16 protein-coding genes and 1 pseudogene are annotated in these 16,353 nt (G+C 66.2%); 10 read left to right on the forward strand and 7 right to left on the reverse strand.

Annotated features, from left to right (window positions below; all coding sequences use genetic code 11):
* Positions 1-717: 717 nt before the first annotated feature.
* Entirely contained in the window at positions 718-2,727 is a 2,010-nt protein-coding gene (locus ACQP1G_RS38495; protein ID WP_433194596.1) for a polyprenyl synthetase family protein, read from the reverse strand.
* A 295-nt stretch (positions 2,728-3,022) separates the two neighbouring features.
* Between ACQP1G_RS38495 and ACQP1G_RS38500 the strand changes: the two genes are divergently transcribed.
* From ACQP1G_RS38500 to ACQP1G_RS38515, 4 genes are all read left to right on the forward strand, one after another.
* Complete coding sequence (locus ACQP1G_RS38500) at positions 3,023-3,256, forward strand: Lsr2 dimerization domain-containing protein (RefSeq protein ID WP_433194597.1); 234 nt, start codon at positions 3,023-3,025, stop codon at positions 3,254-3,256.
* A gap of 21 nt (positions 3,257-3,277) precedes the next feature.
* Positions 3,278-3,439 (forward strand): hypothetical protein, encoded by a 162-nt coding sequence (locus ACQP1G_RS38505; protein WP_433194598.1) that lies wholly within the window; start codon positions 3,278-3,280, stop codon positions 3,437-3,439.
* A gap of 173 nt (positions 3,440-3,612) precedes the next feature.
* On the forward strand, positions 3,613-3,990 hold the full coding sequence (locus ACQP1G_RS38510) for a GFA family protein (protein WP_433194599.1): 378 nt from the start codon (positions 3,613-3,615) through the stop codon (positions 3,988-3,990).
* 361 nt (positions 3,991-4,351) lie between these two features.
* A complete protein-coding gene (locus tag ACQP1G_RS38515) occupies positions 4,352-5,485 on the forward strand; it encodes a TolB family protein (RefSeq protein WP_433194600.1) in 1,134 nt (377 codons plus the stop codon).
* Positions 5,486-6,166: 681 nt separating this feature from the next.
* Here ACQP1G_RS38515 and ACQP1G_RS38520 read toward each other — a convergent pair.
* Together ACQP1G_RS38520 and ACQP1G_RS38525 are read right to left on the reverse strand one after the other, a co-directional pair.
* Positions 6,167-6,844, reverse strand: coding sequence for an anti-sigma factor family protein (locus tag ACQP1G_RS38520; protein WP_433194601.1), 678 nt, complete (start codon positions 6,842-6,844; stop codon positions 6,167-6,169).
* The gene (locus ACQP1G_RS38525) at positions 6,834-7,379 is read right to left on the reverse strand and encodes a sigma-70 family RNA polymerase sigma factor (protein WP_433194602.1); all 546 of its coding nucleotides are present in this window, start codon (positions 7,377-7,379) and stop codon (positions 6,834-6,836) included. Before ACQP1G_RS38525 ends, ACQP1G_RS38520 begins: the two co-directional genes overlap by 11 nt.
* 209 nt (positions 7,380-7,588) lie before the next feature.
* On the opposite strand from ACQP1G_RS38525, the gene ACQP1G_RS38530 reads away from it, so the two are divergent.
* The 3 genes from ACQP1G_RS38530 to ACQP1G_RS38540 all read left to right on the forward strand — a co-directional run bounded on the left by ACQP1G_RS38530 (position 7,589) and on the right by ACQP1G_RS38540 (position 9,875).
* Entirely contained in the window at positions 7,589-8,092 is a 504-nt protein-coding gene (locus tag ACQP1G_RS38530) for a COG4315 family predicted lipoprotein (protein ID WP_433194603.1), read from the forward strand.
* 84 nt (positions 8,093-8,176) lie between these two features.
* Positions 8,177-9,280, forward strand: a complete 1,104-nt coding sequence (locus ACQP1G_RS38535; protein WP_433194604.1) for a catalase family peroxidase — start codon at positions 8,177-8,179, stop codon at positions 9,278-9,280.
* Positions 9,270-9,875, forward strand: coding sequence for a cytochrome b (locus ACQP1G_RS38540; protein ID WP_433194605.1), 606 nt, complete (start codon positions 9,270-9,272; stop codon positions 9,873-9,875). Before ACQP1G_RS38535 ends, ACQP1G_RS38540 begins: the two co-directional genes overlap by 11 nt.
* 164 nt (positions 9,876-10,039) lie before the next feature.
* Here ACQP1G_RS38540 and ACQP1G_RS38545 read toward each other — a convergent pair.
* Positions 10,040-10,296 (reverse strand): annotated as a pseudogene (locus ACQP1G_RS38545) (transposase); the annotation flags it as partial.
* A gap of 502 nt (positions 10,297-10,798) precedes the next feature.
* Here ACQP1G_RS38545 and ACQP1G_RS38550 point away from each other — a divergent pair.
* A complete protein-coding gene (locus tag ACQP1G_RS38550) occupies positions 10,799-12,097 on the forward strand; it encodes an MFS transporter (RefSeq protein WP_433194606.1) in 1,299 nt (432 codons plus the stop codon).
* 8 nt (positions 12,098-12,105) lie between these two features.
* Here ACQP1G_RS38550 and ACQP1G_RS38555 read toward each other — a convergent pair whose 3' ends face one another.
* The gene (locus tag ACQP1G_RS38555) at positions 12,106-12,477 is read right to left on the reverse strand and encodes a PaaX family transcriptional regulator C-terminal domain-containing protein (RefSeq protein ID WP_433194607.1); all 372 of its coding nucleotides are present in this window, start codon (positions 12,475-12,477) and stop codon (positions 12,106-12,108) included.
* A 42-nt stretch (positions 12,478-12,519) separates the two neighbouring features.
* Here ACQP1G_RS38555 and ACQP1G_RS38560 point away from each other — a divergent pair, with 42 nt between their 5' ends.
* Positions 12,520-14,271 carry an amidohydrolase gene (locus ACQP1G_RS38560; RefSeq protein WP_433194608.1) on the forward strand — a complete coding sequence of 584 codons (1,752 nt, stop codon included), beginning with the start codon at positions 12,520-12,522 and terminating at the stop codon, positions 14,269-14,271.
* A gap of 209 nt (positions 14,272-14,480) precedes the next feature.
* Here ACQP1G_RS38560 and ACQP1G_RS38565 read toward each other — a convergent pair whose 3' ends face one another.
* Positions 14,481-14,921, reverse strand: coding sequence for a cupin domain-containing protein (locus ACQP1G_RS38565; protein WP_433194609.1), 441 nt, complete (start codon positions 14,919-14,921; stop codon positions 14,481-14,483).
* Entirely contained in the window at positions 14,918-15,790 is an 873-nt protein-coding gene (locus tag ACQP1G_RS38570) for a fumarylacetoacetate hydrolase family protein (protein ID WP_433194610.1), read from the reverse strand. The genes ACQP1G_RS38565 and ACQP1G_RS38570 overlap by 4 nt, the downstream gene beginning before the upstream one ends.
* 154 nt (positions 15,791-15,944) lie before the next feature.
* Here ACQP1G_RS38570 and ACQP1G_RS38575 point away from each other — a divergent pair, with 154 nt between their 5' ends.
* Positions 15,945-16,349 (forward strand): RidA family protein, encoded by a 405-nt coding sequence (locus tag ACQP1G_RS38575; protein WP_433194611.1) that lies wholly within the window; start codon positions 15,945-15,947, stop codon positions 16,347-16,349.
* Positions 16,350-16,353: the final 4 nt, after the last annotated feature.

Genomic DNA, 16,353 nt, shown 5'->3' on the forward strand with positions numbered 1-16,353 from the left:
ACATTTGACTCGGGCAACAACCCGAATCTGAACCACGCGACGGAACCGACGCCAGCCCCTTCCGCTCAGCTACCCCCACTGGAATACCGAAAAGTGTTGCAGCTCAAGAGAATACCGTCGTCAATACGTGATCACAGATTCTGTGCTACGCTCTAGCGACGCACGATAGATGCCACTCGTGCACACATCTGCACCAATATTGTTGCGGCTGCGTGATCGATTCCCCTCTCGCGCACCGATTCCCGGCAGATCTGCCGGATTTGCGTGCCGTGTGTTCGAGCGCACTCGAACACACGGAGGCATGTTCGCCATCGCGATGATCAGCTGCTTCGACATGGCCGTGCAGAACCCCATCGCCAGTGCCGGGGTAGACAGCGAATTCGTGCGCTGGGGCTGCCCTCCTACGGGCCATGCAGGCTTCGACCGCGGCCGGTTTCTCCGACAACACACTATTCGCTGGTTTCGCCGTGCAACTGGCGTGGGCCCTCATAGGACTGGCCGCTGTCCATCTGCGTACCCGCTCGTCTCTACGACCCACGATCCGGATCAGCCTCCGCACACCTCGCCTCTGCGGCCCGGCGAAATTCAGACAGCCAGCGAACCACTGAAAGGGGGTCCCGCGCGACCACCATGGCGGAGCGCGCGGGACATACCGCTGGATTCGAGGCGACGCTTTGCCCCTCGGCTCGGTTGCAAGAACGTTCGGGTGCATGGGCTTTAGGGCGCGGTAGGAGCCGGTTCGGTGGCCGGGTAGTAGATCTCACGGCGCAGGCGTTCCAAGTCCGGCTCTGCGGAAGTGGAGGTCTGCGTGTACCGATCGAGCTGATGCGTGCGGAGCAACACGGTCGTCAGGTCCTCATAGATCGACGCGTACTCCTTCCAGCGGCCGGACAGGCCGGGAAGCACGCGCAGGAGCGCGGGGAGGTAGCGGGTCACCGCGTCGATCTGGGTCCGATGCTCGCTCACCTGGCGCTGCACCTGCTCGACGGCTTCGCCGCGAGTGCAGCCGGTCTCGTGCCGGATCGCCCGCACCAGGTTGTAGGGGACATGGTCTGCCTCGTCCCGATCCAGTGACACCAGGTCGTTCTCCGCGAAGCTCACCTTGAAGAGCAGTTCCTCGAGACGGCGGACCACGGGATGGCTCCGCAGCTTCGACGGCAGTTCCCGGTCCTGGTACACCTCCAGGCAAGCAATCATGCTGTCGAACGCGCCGGTCGACTTCCGCAGCGGCAGATAGTCGGCCGTGGCGGGGATGTAGCCGTCGATGCGATGGTGCGCTTCGCGTTCGCAGGCTTCGAACCACTCCTCCAGGCTGTCGAGGAACCGCTCCTGCCAGCGGCTGCTGCGGCCCGCGCGCAGGCGCGGCCACAAACTCGCCCAGGCCGTCGGAATCGCGCCGGGCCTCCATAGTTTGTCCGGGTCCTGGCGCAGCGTTGCCACCAGGCCACGCCGCAGCGCGGTGACGGCTTCGGGGTCGGTCAGCCGCGGATCCTCGAACAGGTCGTCCCACACAAGGGACAGCACGGCGAGGCCGACAGCGGCCTGTCCACGGGCCGCGTCCACTGGGGCCAAGGCCTGCGCTGCCGGGATCCGGAATGTGCCTGCCCACCGGCGGTGGTCCAACTCGGCCGGGGTGACCACAAGGCCGGTTTCCACCAGCCAGCCCCTCAACCATCGCATGACCTCCTGCGGGAACACATCACCGTGGGCTTGGGGTGACTGCGTCGAAGGCCTGGATGCCGTGGGGCGGGGAGTTCGCCGATCGAGTATGGACCGGGCGTAGGCGGTCATAGCGTGGCGGGCGCGCGGGTCGGCGGGCAGGGCGGCAAGCTTACCGGCGGCCTGGTCCAGGAATTCCTCGGCCAACACCTGTGCTTCGTCCACGGCGTCAGAGGTGATGACAAGGTCGCGGGCGTGTGCGGCTTGCTCACCGGTCATTCTGCTGCGCAGCAGGCGGGCAAGGTCCTGGTCGCGGGCAGCGGCGCGGATCACGGGAAGTGTGTAGATGCCCTCGGGCAGATCCGCGTTGACGGGCTTGCCCATCTCTTCGGCGGTCGAGGTCAGATCGAGGATGTCGTCGTACAGCTGGTAGGCCAGCCCGAAGTGTCGACCGAACAGGGCCAACGCTTCCTCTTGATCCTCGGGGCGGCCGGCTTGCATCGCGCCCACCCGGCAGGCCAGCGACAGCAGCGCCGCCGTTTTGCCGGCGATCGACTCCAGGTAGGATTGCTCGCTGCGGGAGGCCACATACTGGTCGGCGGCCTCGATCACCATGCCCGCACACATCTGCGCACCCGTGGTTGTCGCCGCGAGCCCTTCGCGCTGGCCGAGTTCGATCAGCATGCGCATGCCCTCGGTCGTCACCGAGTCTCCACCCAGTACGGCCATGTGCGAACCCCACACCGCGTTGGCGCTGGGACGGCCGCGGCGCTGGTAGGCGTGATCGATGACGTCGTCGTGGTACAGCGAGCCCAGATGCAGCAACTCGACGGCGGCGGCGGCGCTTACCGCCCGGTCGTCGGCCGGGTTCGCGGGATCGGTGAGCAGGTAGTACGACAGCAAGGTCAGGGTGGGGCGCACCAGGCGGCGTGAGGTGTCGGGTCCTTCGTCGGTGAGTGCGGTCAGCTCGGGCCTGCCCTCGAACTGCACGGGGCCGAGAACGTCACGGACGCGGTCGAGGTCCGCCGCCAGATGCGGGAAGACAGTGGAATCGATTTCACGTGGCACGCGGGCACTCCTGACTGGGTACATCGGTCATCCACAAACACCGTTGATCAATTGGCAATTCGACACCACCATCATGCGGAAGATGTTGGTATCGGCCAATTTCGACGTACACGGCACTGTGGTGATGGCGGTTTGTTACGGCGTTGCGGTTGCCGACGCTGGACACCCCTGGACGCAACCTGCGGCACGCCGAGACGCCGCCCGCGCAGCCACGGGAGAGGATCTGGGTGCAGAGCGTTGGTGGATCACCTTGTGGTGTGAACGATTTCGGCGATCGTGGAGTTACGATCCGTCCATGAGTGAGCAGGGTGCGTACTCCGACGACCTCACCGGCACTGAATCAGCCGAGGTGTCGACGCACCGCTTCTCACTCGAGGGCACCGCGTACGAAATCGACCTGACGCCTGAGAACTACGACAAACTGGACGCGGCTCTGCGCCCGTTCATCGAAAAGGGCCGCAAGATCGGCCGGATCAAGTTCGGCGGCCGGGCGCGTGAAGAGCTCGAGGTCGAGCCTAGTTCCGAATAGGGGTCGGACGGCAGTCTCACAGTGGCCTCCCTGGCCATCGAGGCCGAGGTCCGGTGCAACCGGCCGGAATCCGGCGCTAACACCAGCGATGGTCACCACCAGATGGCGTTGCAGAAGCGCCGCGCCGAACAGATCGTGCTCGCCACTGCGGCCTCCCGTTGGCACACGGGGCATTTGCCCTGATCGTGGCGCTGGAGTCATCCGTTTCCTCCGGCGATGGACAGGAGCCAACTAGTATCGGCAAAGATCTGAAGCGACGAACACGGAGGTCATCAGCCGGACGTGGTCCCGCTGATGAGTGTCGCGCATAGATGCCCTTCGTTATTCCAGCGACGACGTGAAAGGATATGTGCACCATGCATTCCGGCGGCTGTCTGTGCGGCAATATCAGGTATCAAGCGTCGGGCGATCTGTCGTTTCCCCACCTGTGCAGTTGTCCACATTGTCAGAGATTGTCCGGTAGCCCGGTGATGTCGTGGGTCGATTTCCCTCGCGACGGTTTCGAGTGGACCGGGCCAGGCGGCGAGCCGGTCTGGTACAACACCTTTCCCGATTCCCAGCGTGGCTTCTGCGGCAATTGCGGGAGTTCTGTTGGCGCCCAGGACGACGGTGATGCGGAGCTGGTTGGTGTCACGATGATGAGCCTCGATGATCACAGCGGGTTGGCACCCGAGCGACAGAGTTTCCGCCCCAACGCCGTTCCGTGGCTTCCGATCGTCGGCGCACAGGACTGAGTTCCGTGAGTCAACCCTATCCAGCGATCGGCTGTCTTTTCGGACTGGTGCCGGGTGGGGTTGTACGGGTTCGGGCGCGCCAGTAGGCCCAGATGATGAGTAGCCAGGCGCGGCCGAGGGTGCGGATGGCGGGGGATGATCTGCGGGTGCGGCTCACTGCTGTTCACGCTCCTACTGCTGGACGACCCTCACCCGGTGATCGACGGCCGGCCCGCCAGAACGACGCGGCCCTACCGGCCCCTCGGTGGCTATGTCAATCTGAATCCGCCCGGGTTGAGTTGGCCCCACCCTCGAGCAGCTCGGTCGCTGGATTCCCAGGATTGGTAAGGCTTGCGGTGTGGGTCCGCGGACGATGCTGGACATGTCGAGCATCCTCACTCTCACGCGCTGGGCTGGCATCGTCCGCCGGACGGGCATGTTGATCAGCCGCACGGTGAAGGCGGGCGGGAATGGGCGCGACCGGGAAGAACATGGGTGTGCGTCGGCACATGCGCATGCGTCTGGTGTGAGTCGGGTGGGCGATCTGGTCGGGACAGGAAGCCGATTGGTGCCGTCCCTCGCCGTCACCGTTGCATTGTCGGGGCTGGCCGTCGGCTGCGGTACGGATGTCGAGCAGTCGTCGCCTCCGGGCAAGATCGTGTTCGCTGGTGACCGGAACTCGATCTTCGTGATGAATCCCGACGGCACCAGGGTCACCCGGATCGGCGACGGCGCCTGTCCGAGCTTTGCTTCTGATGGCTCGGAAATCGTCGTGGGTGGGTACACGATCGCGGTCATGGATCCCGACGGCGGCAATGTCAGGAAACTCGCCCACGGTGGGTCCACTTACCCGACGTTCTCTCCCGACGGCACCAGGATCGCGTTTACTCGTGGTCGTGCCGTCTTCGTGATGAATGCCGATGGCGGCGAGTTGAAGCAACTCAACGTCGTCCCCGATCCGACCGGCCCCGTCACCGGCATCGTCGTCCCCGGCGCCGTCATCCCCGTTCCGTCCGGTCGCTTCCTCGTCGAGGACCCTGATGGCGAGGGCTCGACGGACCGTCCCGCATTCTCACCGGACGGTTCGAAGATCCTTTTCGCCAGATCCTCCGGAGTTATCTGGGTGATGGCATCGGACGGAACCGGTGCACGGCAGCTGCTGCCGGACGATCCGAATGTCAATTTCGCGCCGGTCTTCACCCCGGACGGAGCCGGGATCGTCTTCGCCAGCAACCGCGCTCACAATGGCCGGACCGGGATCTACCTGATGGATGTCGATGGTCAAAACATCCGACTGCTCAACGACGATGACGCGGCATACCCGTCGTTCTCGCCGGACGGCACGAAGATCGTCTACACCCGTTTCACCCGTGATCCAGCATCCGAACAAGGAGTCATGTTCTCGGAACTCTGGGTGATGAACAGCGACGGCAGCAAACCGCACCGCCTCACCGATCCGAAACAATCTGTGCAGCATGCTGTTTGCGGCAGTTGGGGCACAGGGACCGATTCGTGACCGAGGACCGAAATCGGCGTCGACATCTCGTCATGGACTTCATGTTCGACACGCCCCGCCCCAGGCGCCATAAAGTTGGGGCCGATTGACCAACGCCCGCAGGGGAATCGCGGTCCCTCAGACGGGATACATACCCACAATGACCAAGCGTTTCCCAGTTGCCCATGTTTTGCGTGTCCTGCCGAGGGCACCATACAGAACTGCGACCCGCTGACCAGCGGGTACGCAGTGCCCCGCTGAGAGTAATCACACGAATTGCCCGGTAAACGCCAGGAAGCAGTCGGGAAGGTCCGGCGGGATATCACCTCTGACGATGTAGGTCGTTCAACTACGAAGTGGCCTTTCCGATGCCCACACCCATCTCCCCGGCAACCGACCCGGCCACCCGGGACCCTGCCAGGGGCCAGGCTCCGTCCAGTGGCTCGGGCACGACGCGGTGAACATTTTTGCAACGAAGGGAATCCACATGTCACACAACACATTGCGATCCGCCGTGCGCGGACGGGTACTGCTGCCGGGTGACGAAGAGTTCGATACGGCACGGACGCCGTGGAATCTGAATATCGACCAGCCGGTCGCGGCGGTCGTGCACGTCGAAGACGCGGACGCCGCCACGTCGTGTCCCATTTCCCGCCCACGCAGACACCGTCGAGGCCCGCCCGATCTGGGTCTCCGAGTACGTCAGGAGTGGAGCGGTGCCAGGAGGAGGGGGCTCGGGTCAGTGGGAGTGCTGATGCCCAGGGCCGCGGCCTCGTACATGGGTAGTCCGACCGCCATCTGCATGGACATCTTTTTCTCGCCGCCCGCGACGAAACTACCGGCGGGCATTCTGCTGCCGTCCGGACGTTCGAGCCACACGGCGTAGCGCTGGCCCTGCGGCAGGCCGGTGACATCGAGGGCGATGCTGGTGCCCCAGTTGCGGTTCTCCACGCTGGCCGAGGCGTGGACACCGGCGGGCTGTTCGGCGAAGGCGACCGGCCTGGAGTTCGTGCCCTGCGGGGAGTTCGTGGCCGGCTGCGACGTGACGACGAAGACTCCCCCCAGCGCGACGATCAGCATCGCCGCCGCCGCGGCGCGCTGCGCGATCCGGACAGAGCGCTTCCGGCGTCGTTCCTGCTCGACTGCGGTGAACACAGCGGTGCGCAGCGCCGGGGGCGGACCGGCAGGCTGATCGTCGACCCGCTCGGGGTCGGCCTGGCGAAGGACCTGGGCGACGCCGCGCAGTTCGCGCAGTTCGGAACGGCAGTCCGGGCAGCCGTCGAGGTGCGCCCGCAGCGCCACGGTCGCGGCGGGTTCGAACCGGCCCAGGGCGTGCATGCCGAGGTGGGTTCGTATCTGCCTGCACTGATCAGTACTCACCGTGCCACCCCATTTCTTCCAGTACGAGTTTGAGAGCTTGGAGACCGTAGTAGACGCGGCTGCGGACGGTGCCCTCGGGGATCCCGAGCTGAGCGGCGACCTCGGCGGCCGGTCGGTCGCGCAGGTGCACCTCGACGAGAACCTGACGATGCTGCTCGGACAACCGGCGCAGGGCCTCCTCCACCTGCAGACCCACCACCAGTTCTTCCAGGGGCTGCGCGGCACTGGGGGCATCGATCGGTTCGGTGTCGGCCAGCGGCGGCCGGCTGGCCCGGGCACGGCTGATGTCGATGACGATGTTGCGGCAGATCGAGAACAACCAGGTGCGCAGTGACGCGGTGTCCGGTCGGAAGCTGTGCGCCGCCCGCCAGGCGCGCAGGAACGTCTCCTGCACGGCCTCCTCGGCGCCGCCCGCGTCACCCAGCGAGCGGTGCGCAAACCGGAACAGTTCGCCGGCGTGGTCCTCGTACGCTGCGCGCAGCGCAGATTCATCTCCGAGCCCACCGACATGCCGGCGCTGCGAGATCAGCCGCATGCCTTCACCTCCGCACCATCGTGTCCCCAACGCTCCAGTCACCAGCGATGTCCTCACCCGGTATACGGACCGACCCTTCGGATCATTCACGTCGCCGGGACACCAGACGAGTGACATGTCACACAGTCGCGAAGTGAAGGTGCGCCGCCCCGCGGCCGTATTCCCGTTCAGCTCGCACAACTGCGATCACGAACGGAAGCGAGACAACGATGAAGACGCGAACGCTACCGACACAGTGCATCGGGCTCGGCGCCGCGCTGGTGCTGCTGTCCGCCTGCGGCAACGACACCGCCGCGCAGGACGCACAGCCGACCAGTTCTGCCCCGCAGGCCTCCGCCGCCGCCCCAGTGGCGCAGCTCGGCGCAACCACCACCGCCCTCGGCAACGTCGTGACCGACGCGGCCGGCTACACCCTGTACTGGTTCACGCAGGACACCCCGACCTCCTCCGCCTGCGTCGGACAGTGCGCCACGACCTGGCCGCCGACGCTCGGCGCTCCGAGAGCCGCCGCAGGGACGGACCTCCCCGGCGCACTGGGCACCCTCACCCGCCCCGACGGCGGGGCACAGCAGGCGGTGTACGACGGCCGCCCGCTGTACCGGTTCGCTAAGGACGACGCGCCGGGCCAGACCAACGGCGAGGGCGTCAAGGGCCAGTGGCACGTCGCCCTGGTGACCCCGGCGCCGGTCGCACCCCCCACCGCCGGCCGGTAGGGGCGAGTTCCACTCGCTTCAACGGGCCCACCGAGAGAACCGAATCCCACAAGCCGCACACCGCATGGGAGAGAAGGAGAGCCGATGGAGGACGACACCGAACGGGCGGATCCCGGGACAGGCACGGAAGTCAGTCGGCGCGGTGTCCTCCTCGGATTGGCCGCCGTCGGGGGGATCGCCGCGGTGGACGTCGGCGGTTTCCTCTATGCCAAGGGCTGGTTGACGCCGGACGCGTTGACGTCGTCACGAATAGCCGACCGATTCGAGCAGCTGAACGGCAAGCACGAAGGCTTCCGGCGCAACCATGCCAAGGGACTCAGTGCCACTGGATATTTCGAGAGCAACGGGGCGGGCGCCGCGGTGTCCACCGCCGTCGTCTTCCAGCCCGGACGGGTTCCGGTGGCCGGCCGGTTCTCGCTCTCGGGAAGCCTGCCCGGCGCCACCGACGCGAACGCCACAGTCCGCGGCCTGGGGCTGCAGTTCACGCTGCCGAACGGGGAGCAGTGGCGCACCGCGATGCTCAACCTCCCGGTCTTCCTCGACAGCACCCCGGAAGGCTTCTACGAACGACTGCTCGCCTCCAAACCCGTTGCCGGAACGGGAAAACCCGATCCGGAGAAGATGGCCGCGTTCCTGGCCGGTCACCCGGAGACCGCGGCGGCCATGCAGATCGTCCGGCAGCACCCACCGACCTCCGGGTTCGGCGACAGCACCTTCCGCGGGCTCAACGCGTTCGGTGTCACCGACGCCGCCGGGGTCACGGCCGCGGTGCGCTGGATGCTCGTGCCCGAGCAATCACCCGAATCCGCCGACCAGGCGCAACCCGGTAAGAACTACCTCTTCGACGCGCTGATCCGCGCGGTCGCCACCGCACCGCTGCGGTGGCGCCTGATGCTCACCATCGGCGAACCCGGCGACCAAACCAACGACGCCACCAAGGCCTGGCCCGCGGGCAGGCGCACCATCGACGTCGGCACCGTGACGATCGACTCGGTGCAGACCGAGGGGCCGGGCAACGCCCGAGACATCAACTTCGACCCGCTCGTGCTGCCCGTCGGCATCACGCCGTCGGACGATCCCCTGCTCAACGCACGCTCGGCGGTCTATGCCCGGTCCTTCACCCGCCGATCCGGCGAACCCGCACAGCCAAGTGCCATCTCCGTCGAGGAAGTGCTCGATGCCCGCTGAGCCGACCCACCGCCCCACCCGGTACGCCCTTCCTTCGCGTCTACTGCACTGGATCATGGCGGTCCTGGTCATCGCCCAACTCTTCGTCGGCGCCACCATGATGGCCTCGCTGACCGACTACCACCGCCTGCGGGTCATCCACGAACCGCTGGGGATCGCGATCCTCATCCTGGTGGTGATCCGGATCGGGAACCGTCTGCGGCACCGGCCGCCGCCGTTCCCGTCCACCATGCGACCGCTGGAGCGCCTGGTGGCGAAGGGAACCGAGTACCTGCTCTACGCGCTGCTGCTGGCGCAGCCGTTGATCGGATGGGCCATGCTCTCGAGCACCGGGACCCCGATCGTGATCTACGAGCACCTGCGCCTGCCGGCCATCGCGCCCCACGACCCGAGCATCTACGCGACGCTGCGGCAGGCCCACACGATTCTGGCGAACCTGCTGTTCCTGACGTTCACGGCCCACATGTGCGCGGTCCTGTTCCACACCCTCGTGCTCCGCGACCGGCTCCTCGACCGGATGACGCCGCTGCCCGTCCGGTCGGCGCGGCCGGTGTCAGCGGAACACGACGAGCATGCCGACGACGTTCCGCGATAACTGGGAGCACACCTGCAGACGGCATCGACACCGCGCTGCACGCACTCGCTGGATGCGCCCAGGATTGTGAATCGGGTGGCCAGCGGTGTCTACCGCCAGGATACGGCGGATTTCGGCGACCGTGAGTGGGCCCAGTCCGCGTGGGCTTTTGGGTCGGTGGCGGTGATCATCGCCTCGGCCAGCCTCGGTTTTGTCAGAAGCCCTTGGCTGCAACGGCTTTCATGGTTCCGGCCTCGACGCAGCGTTCCTGGTCACTGATCCACGACTCGGGCAGGTGGAGCTCTCGGTCGATCAGCGCCCGGCCCGATCGGCCGGCATAGGTGAGGAATACCCCGAGTTGACTGTTCTCCACACAGTCTGCAGTACTGGATTACTGCCGTTGTACCCCAGCTGATTTCACATCCGAGCTGCCGAATCCGCTTGCGCGCCTCCCGCAACTCGGCCGACTCGTCCCGGGCCGTCCCTGGCCGGTGCCCGTCTTCGATGTCGGCCCGCCCACATGTGTCGGTAGCGAGGTGGGCGGTCGTGTCGATTCCGAGGAGTATTCCGCCAGTTTCGTGACCGTCGAGCGACTATAGCGCCTCCGTGACGATGACTTCGAGCGCGGCATTGGTGATCGAGATGTCCGACAGAGGACGCTGTTGATCGTGCTGTGGCGCGGGCGGGACATGGGGGCGTGGAGGTGGAATCGAGGCTCTGGCCCGTTTCGCCTGGCATGCCGTCCAGGCGGACGGCGCGGTACTGCCCGGCGGCCTCCACCTCGTCGAGCTCGCCGCGGACGGTCGAATCAGCCGCATCATCGGGTTCTTCGGACCGCTCGCGAGCGGGTAAGCCGAACTCGAGATATGTCGCTCTTGTGACGACAGCAACGGAAATGCAATACTGTGGCCTGCTTCACTCTCGGCTCCGTTAGGGGATATGTCATGGCCTCACTCAGTTCCATCGACACGACCACCGCACCAGCGACCTGGAAAGGCCGCACGGTCCTCCTACTCTGTTTCGTCTCAATCGTTTTCGACGGCTACGACCTGGTGGTCTTCGGGGCGACCATGCCGTCGCTGCTCAAGTACGAGCCGTGGGGAATGACCAAATCCACCGGCGGCATGATCGGGTCGCTCGCGTTGGCGGGCATGCTGATCGGCACGCTGGCCGTAAGCCTGCTCACCGATCGGCTCGGCCGCCGCCGCATCATGCTGCTGAGCATCGCCTGGTTCTCCACCTTCATGTTGCTGACGGCCGCGGCTCCCTCGTTGGAGGTCTTCGCCCTGCTGCGGTTCCTGACCGGAATCGGGCTGGGCGGCATCGTTCCGACGTGCGTCGCCATGACGGTCGAGTTCGCGCCGAAGCGGCATCGGCAGATGGCGAACGCCATCATGTTCAGCGGCTATTCCGTCGGTGGCGTCGGTGCGGCGGCCCTGGCCATAGTTGTCCTGCGGCACTTCGACTTCCGGTTGATGTATGCCATCGCCGCGGTATCCCTGGTGACGCTGTTGCCGGTCGTATGGAAGTTCATGCCGGAATCGGTGTCCTACCTCGCCCGCGTCGGGCGCCTCGATGAGGCTCGCCTGACGGCCGCGAAATATGGCCTGGTCTATGCGGATATCGTCACCGAGGAGGACGAGGTCCGCGAACGATCGCAGTCGAGCCTGTCCACCCTGCTGAGCCGCAAATGGATCCTGTCCACGATCCTGTTCGCCCTCATGAGTTTCTGCGGTCTGCTGCTGGTGTACGGCCTCAACACCTGGCTGCCGCAGATCATGCGCGAGGCGGGCTTCGCGCTCGGCGCCGCGCTGACCTTCCTGCTTGTGCTCAATGTCGGCGCCATCGTCGGCGCGCTCGGCGCGTCGTGGATCGCGGACCGGGTCGGCGCGAAGAAGGTCGTCGTCGCCTGTTTCCTGCTGGCGTGTCTAACCGTGCTGCTGCTGAGTGTGCGGCTGCCGTACGGCGTGATGCTCGGCCTGGTCGCCGTCGCGGGCCTCGGGTCCATCGGAACCCAGATCCTGGTCAGCGGCTACTGCTCGACGCACTATCCGCAGTCCCTCACCGCGGCGGCAGTGAGCTGCTCACTCGGCTTCGGCAGGCTCGGCGCCATCACGGGCCCGCTCATCGGTGGCTTCCTGGCGAACCTGGCCTTGGGCTGGCAGATCAACTTCTACGCGTTCAGCGCCTTCGCGATCCTCGGCGCGCTGATCGCGTTCGCGGTCCCGCGTGTAGTCGAGTAGCGCGACGATCAGTTTTTACTCCCGCTCACCGAGGCGGCGAAATCATGTGCGGGACCGACGAGATCACGTCGCAATTCGCTGAAAAGGTCGGCAGCGCGCACCCCGCTGCGGTCATCGGGCAACAACTCGATCGGCAGACCGGGGTCCAGGCAGGGCAGCTTGCGTGAGCGCTCGCACGTAGGTGGCGAATGCGGCGCGCGTCGTGATGCGCCGTCAGCCTGACCAATGCCGACGCCGAAAGCCAGTTGCCCGTCTCGCACCTGCCGCAAAGCGTGACGATGAGCTGGCGCGGCTGCGGGCTCGCCGCGTGCAGATCGGTGGGTCGGACATTGTTCGACTCGTGCCTGCACGATAGCCGCACCGCGAGCGGCCGCCGCCATGCCGATACCGAATACCGAAGAACACCGGAAAGGGTCTGTGAAATGTGTGAATCATGTGGCGTCCCGAATCTCGGGTCCGCGGCCGAACGCGCAGGCGTCACCCGCCACGCCGCTCGCACTGCGGCAGCGGCCACGGCGAAACTGCAGGTAGCCGCCTGCGCCGGACCGGCGCCGGCCCCGTCACCGGACGCCGATCTCGTCCTGTACAACGGCACGATCATCCAGGATCCGCTGAGCGGAAAGACAGCCGAGGCCATCGCGATTCGCGGCAACCGCATCGTTGCCGTCGGCGACCGGGCCGAGGTCGTGCGCCAAGCCGGTCGAGACACCGAGCAGCGAGATCTGCAGGGCCGCACCGTCACCGCGGGCCTCATCGACTCCCATCTGCACCAGTACATGGGTGCCATGGAGCAGGCGAACACCTCGCTGCTCGAGGCACGCGATCTGGCCGACGTCGTGGCCGCCATCGGCGCTCGCGTCACGAGAACCCCAGCGGGGCAATGGGTTTGCGCACGCGGCGGCTGGCACGAGAGTCTGCTCGCCGAGGCCAGGCTGCCAACCCGCGCCGAGCTCGATCCGGTGTCACCGAACAACCCGGTGTTCATTCCCCGCGGCGGACACGTGGTGACGGTCAACAGCGAGGCACTACGGATCGCGGGCATCACCCGCGACACCCCCGACCCGGACGGCGGCGTGATCGTCCGCGACGCGAACGGCGAACCCACCGGCGTGCTGCTGGAGAGCGCGGCACAGCTGGTCCGCAAGCGGCTGCCCGCGCCGCCGGACACCGCCGAGCAGCAGCGACTGCTGCGCCAGAAGATCGCCGAGCATGCCGCCCTCGGCATCACCTCGGTCACCGAACCGGGCCTGACCACGGCGCAATACGAGCAGTACGTAGCACTGCGGCAAGCCGGGCGGCTCGAAGTGCGCGCCCACATCCTGCTGTGGGCTCGTTCGATGACCGACGTCGAAACCCTCACCGCCTCGATGCTGCCTCGGTCAGGCGACGACATGCTGCGCCTCGACGGCTTCAAGACCGCCGCCGACGGTGGCGTGGAGGGCGCCTATCTGCACCAGCCCTATCAGATCGTGCCCGGCGAGCAGCCGAACTCCGATTACGTTGGCACGCTGAACCTGCCATCGGGCGGTGAGGCCGAGCTGGCGGGCATGTACGTCGCGGCCGCCCGCCGCGGTTTCCAGTTCCAGACCCACGCCGTCGGCGATGCCGCCTTCGACCACGTGGTGCGCGCCCTCGAACTCGCTGACGGCGAAATCGCCTTGGCACCTCATCGTTTCGCGATCATGCATCTGTTCCTCCCCAGCGGGGCCGGGCTGGCGTCGATGAAGCGCATGGGCATCATCGCCACCGTGCAGGACCATCCGGTGCTCCTGGGGAACAACCAGCTGCGCTGGTGGGGTGCAGATCGGGCGGCTCGCGCGATTCCGATCCGGACCATTTTGGACGCGGGCATCACCACGGGCGGCGGGACCGACGCACCCGTCTGCCCGCCGAGCCCGCTGTGGTCGATGGGGTGGATGACCACCCGAAAGACATTGCGCGGCAATGTACTCGGACCCGGACAGGCCATCACCCCCGCCGAGGCACTGCATCTGTACACCATCGGTAGCGCCTACACGCAGTTCGCCGAGGACTGCATCGGCAGCCTCGCGCCTGGAAAACTGGCCGACCTCGTCGTGCTGGACGGGAATCCGCTGACCGTACAGGCCGACGAGATCCGCGACATCCAGGTCATGCTCACCATGGTCGATGGCAAGACCGTCTACGAGCGCTGACGCGGAAGGGCTCGGCCGACAAGAGAATTACCCGATGCGGACCGAGCTTCGGGGGGGAAGCACTCTCGCATCGCTTGACTACGGCGGATACGTCCTTCAGCACCCACCACGATCGCTGGAGGTTGGTGCGGCGGTTGGTCCCGGCCGACGTCGCCGTCGACCGGGACCAACCGGACTCGGAGCTGCTGTTCAGTCTCCAGGACACACCGTCATGTCCGCCGGTAGCCCTCGAGGATCGAGTCGTCGACGTCCGGGAGGTTGACGACAATGTTGTCGGGGGTGCGGCAGGTCAGCCACACCAACTCCTCGGTGGTGCTCATGTTCACCTCGATATGCGGCATGTACGGTGGCACGAACACGAAGTCGCCTTCACTCATATCGAGGTATTCCTGGTAGTCGTCGCCGTAGTAGATCCGCGCGACACCGGTAAGTACGTAACCGCCGGTTTCCGCCTCGCCGTGGTGGTGGGGCAGGGACCGGTAGCCGGGCTCGTTGCTCACCTTGCCGTACCAGATCCTGGTCGCCGGCGTATGTTGCGGGCTGACCCCCGACACCCTCACGGCGCCGCCGGACTGGGCGGTTTCGGCGTATTCCTGTCCGGCTCGGGTGACAATGGGTGCGATCCGAGTGTTGGTGATCTCGCTGGTCATCGTGCTTCCTTTCTGTTCCGCGGTGCGGAGTCGATCTCAGTGTGGTGAGCAGGGGTGATTCGGTTGCGTAGCACTCCGATTCCTTCGATCTCCGTCTCCACGATGTCCCCGGCGCGCAGGTAGCGCGGCGGGTCGGCAGCGACTCCGACGCCGCCCGGTGTGCCGGTCAACACGACATCGCCGGGCCGAAGCGTGGTGAACGTGGAGATGTAGGACAGCAGTGTCGCCGGATCGAAGACCAGGTCGTCGGTGGAGCCGACCTGTTCTTCGACGCCGTTGACCCGGCAGACGATGCGCAGGCCATCGGCGGGGAGCTCGTCAGGGGTGATCAGTTCTGGTCCCAACGGGGTGGTGGCGTCGAAGGCCTTGCCCTGCAACCACTGTGAGGTCCGGTGCTGCCAGGTGCGAACGGAGAAGTCGTTGGCGACGGTGTATCCGGCGATACCGGCTCGTGCCGTGTCGCGGTCGGCGCGTGCGAGGACGGCGCCGACCACAATCGCGAGTTCGGCCTCCCAGTCGAGGCCGACGGACTCGGCGGCACCTGGGAGCGCGATGTCGGCATTCCATGCGGTGAGGGTGTCGGCGAATTTCGCGAAGAGCGTGGGGAATTCGGGTTCCGGCCGGCCCAGTTCGGCGATGTGCGCGCGGTAGTTGTGGCCGCAGCACACGATCTTGCCCGGTGTGGTCACCACCGGCGCCGGTCGTGCCGCGGCTGTGGGTTGTGGGTCTGCGCCGAGGGGTACCGATCGCCAGTCCGGGGCGGCGAGCAGGGCTGCGACGTCCCGCGCGGTGCTCGCATACCACTGCCCGTCGAGGTGGACTTCGGCGTGGCTGCTGCCGTCATCGGACAGAACTGTGCGTAGACGCATCGTTGGAACTCTCCAGGACTCGGCGGATCGGCCGGACGGCAAACGTCATGAGACCGATCTTCGTATCGCGTTCTATTGACGATGATGACGATAACACCATATTGTGGTGTGGGCCACCCGTTCCCGGGACCGGCGCGATCGAGAAAGGGGCGTTATGTCCGTCACCCGTATCAACCCGCCCACGCTGGCGAAGCCGTCCGGTTTCGCGCACGCCACTCGCTGCGGCGACATCGTTCACCTCGCCGGTCAGACGGCTCTCACACCGGACGGAAAAATCGTCGAGGGCGGGATTGTCGTCCAGTTCCAGCAGGCGCTGTCCAATGTGCTCGCCGCGCTGGACGCCGCCGGGGGGCGACCGGAAGACCTGCTCAGTGTCACCATCTATCTGCTCGACATCGCTGACTATCAGGCCAACGGCAAAGAGATCGGCCGCATCTGGCGCGAGCTGGCCGGCACCGAGTATCCGGCGATGGCGGGCATCGGCGTCACTTCGCTGTGGCAGCCGGAGGCGCTGATCGAGATCCAGGCCGTGGCGGTGCTGGACTCCGGCGCAGCCTGAGCTG

It is taken from the genome of Nocardia sp. CA-107356, from assembly GCF_050946365.1.
GTDB lineage: Bacteria > Actinomycetota > Actinomycetes > Mycobacteriales > Mycobacteriaceae > Nocardia.

Excerpts from the sequence above, each read along its gene's own strand:
- ACQP1G_RS38500 (WP_433194597.1), top strand. The coding sequence starts at position 3,023 with ATGAGTGAGCAGGGTGCGTACTCCGACGACCTCACCGGCACTGAATCA.
- ACQP1G_RS38510 (WP_433194599.1), top strand. The coding sequence starts at position 3,613 with ATGCATTCCGGCGGCTGTCTGTGCGGCAATATCAGGTATCAAGCGTCG.
- ACQP1G_RS38515 (WP_433194600.1), top strand. The coding sequence starts at position 4,352 with ATGTCGAGCATCCTCACTCTCACGCGCTGGGCTGGCATCGTCCGCCGG.
- ACQP1G_RS38525 (WP_433194602.1), bottom strand. The coding sequence starts at position 7,379 with ATGCGGCTGATCTCGCAGCGCCGGCATGTCGGTGGGCTCGGAGATGAA.
- ACQP1G_RS38530 (WP_433194603.1), top strand. The coding sequence starts at position 7,589 with ATGAAGACGCGAACGCTACCGACACAGTGCATCGGGCTCGGCGCCGCG.
- ACQP1G_RS38535 (WP_433194604.1), top strand. The coding sequence starts at position 8,177 with ATGGAGGACGACACCGAACGGGCGGATCCCGGGACAGGCACGGAAGTC.
- ACQP1G_RS38540 (WP_433194605.1), top strand. The coding sequence starts at position 9,270 with ATGCCCGCTGAGCCGACCCACCGCCCCACCCGGTACGCCCTTCCTTCG.
- ACQP1G_RS38550 (WP_433194606.1), top strand. The coding sequence starts at position 10,799 with ATGGCCTCACTCAGTTCCATCGACACGACCACCGCACCAGCGACCTGG.
- ACQP1G_RS38555 (WP_433194607.1), bottom strand. The coding sequence starts at position 12,477 with ATGGCGGCGGCCGCTCGCGGTGCGGCTATCGTGCAGGCACGAGTCGAA.
- ACQP1G_RS38560 (WP_433194608.1), top strand. The coding sequence starts at position 12,520 with ATGTGTGAATCATGTGGCGTCCCGAATCTCGGGTCCGCGGCCGAACGC.
- ACQP1G_RS38565 (WP_433194609.1), bottom strand. The coding sequence starts at position 14,921 with ATGACCAGCGAGATCACCAACACTCGGATCGCACCCATTGTCACCCGA.
- ACQP1G_RS38570 (WP_433194610.1), bottom strand. The coding sequence starts at position 15,790 with ATGCGTCTACGCACAGTTCTGTCCGATGACGGCAGCAGCCACGCCGAA.
- ACQP1G_RS38575 (WP_433194611.1), top strand. The coding sequence starts at position 15,945 with ATGTCCGTCACCCGTATCAACCCGCCCACGCTGGCGAAGCCGTCCGGT.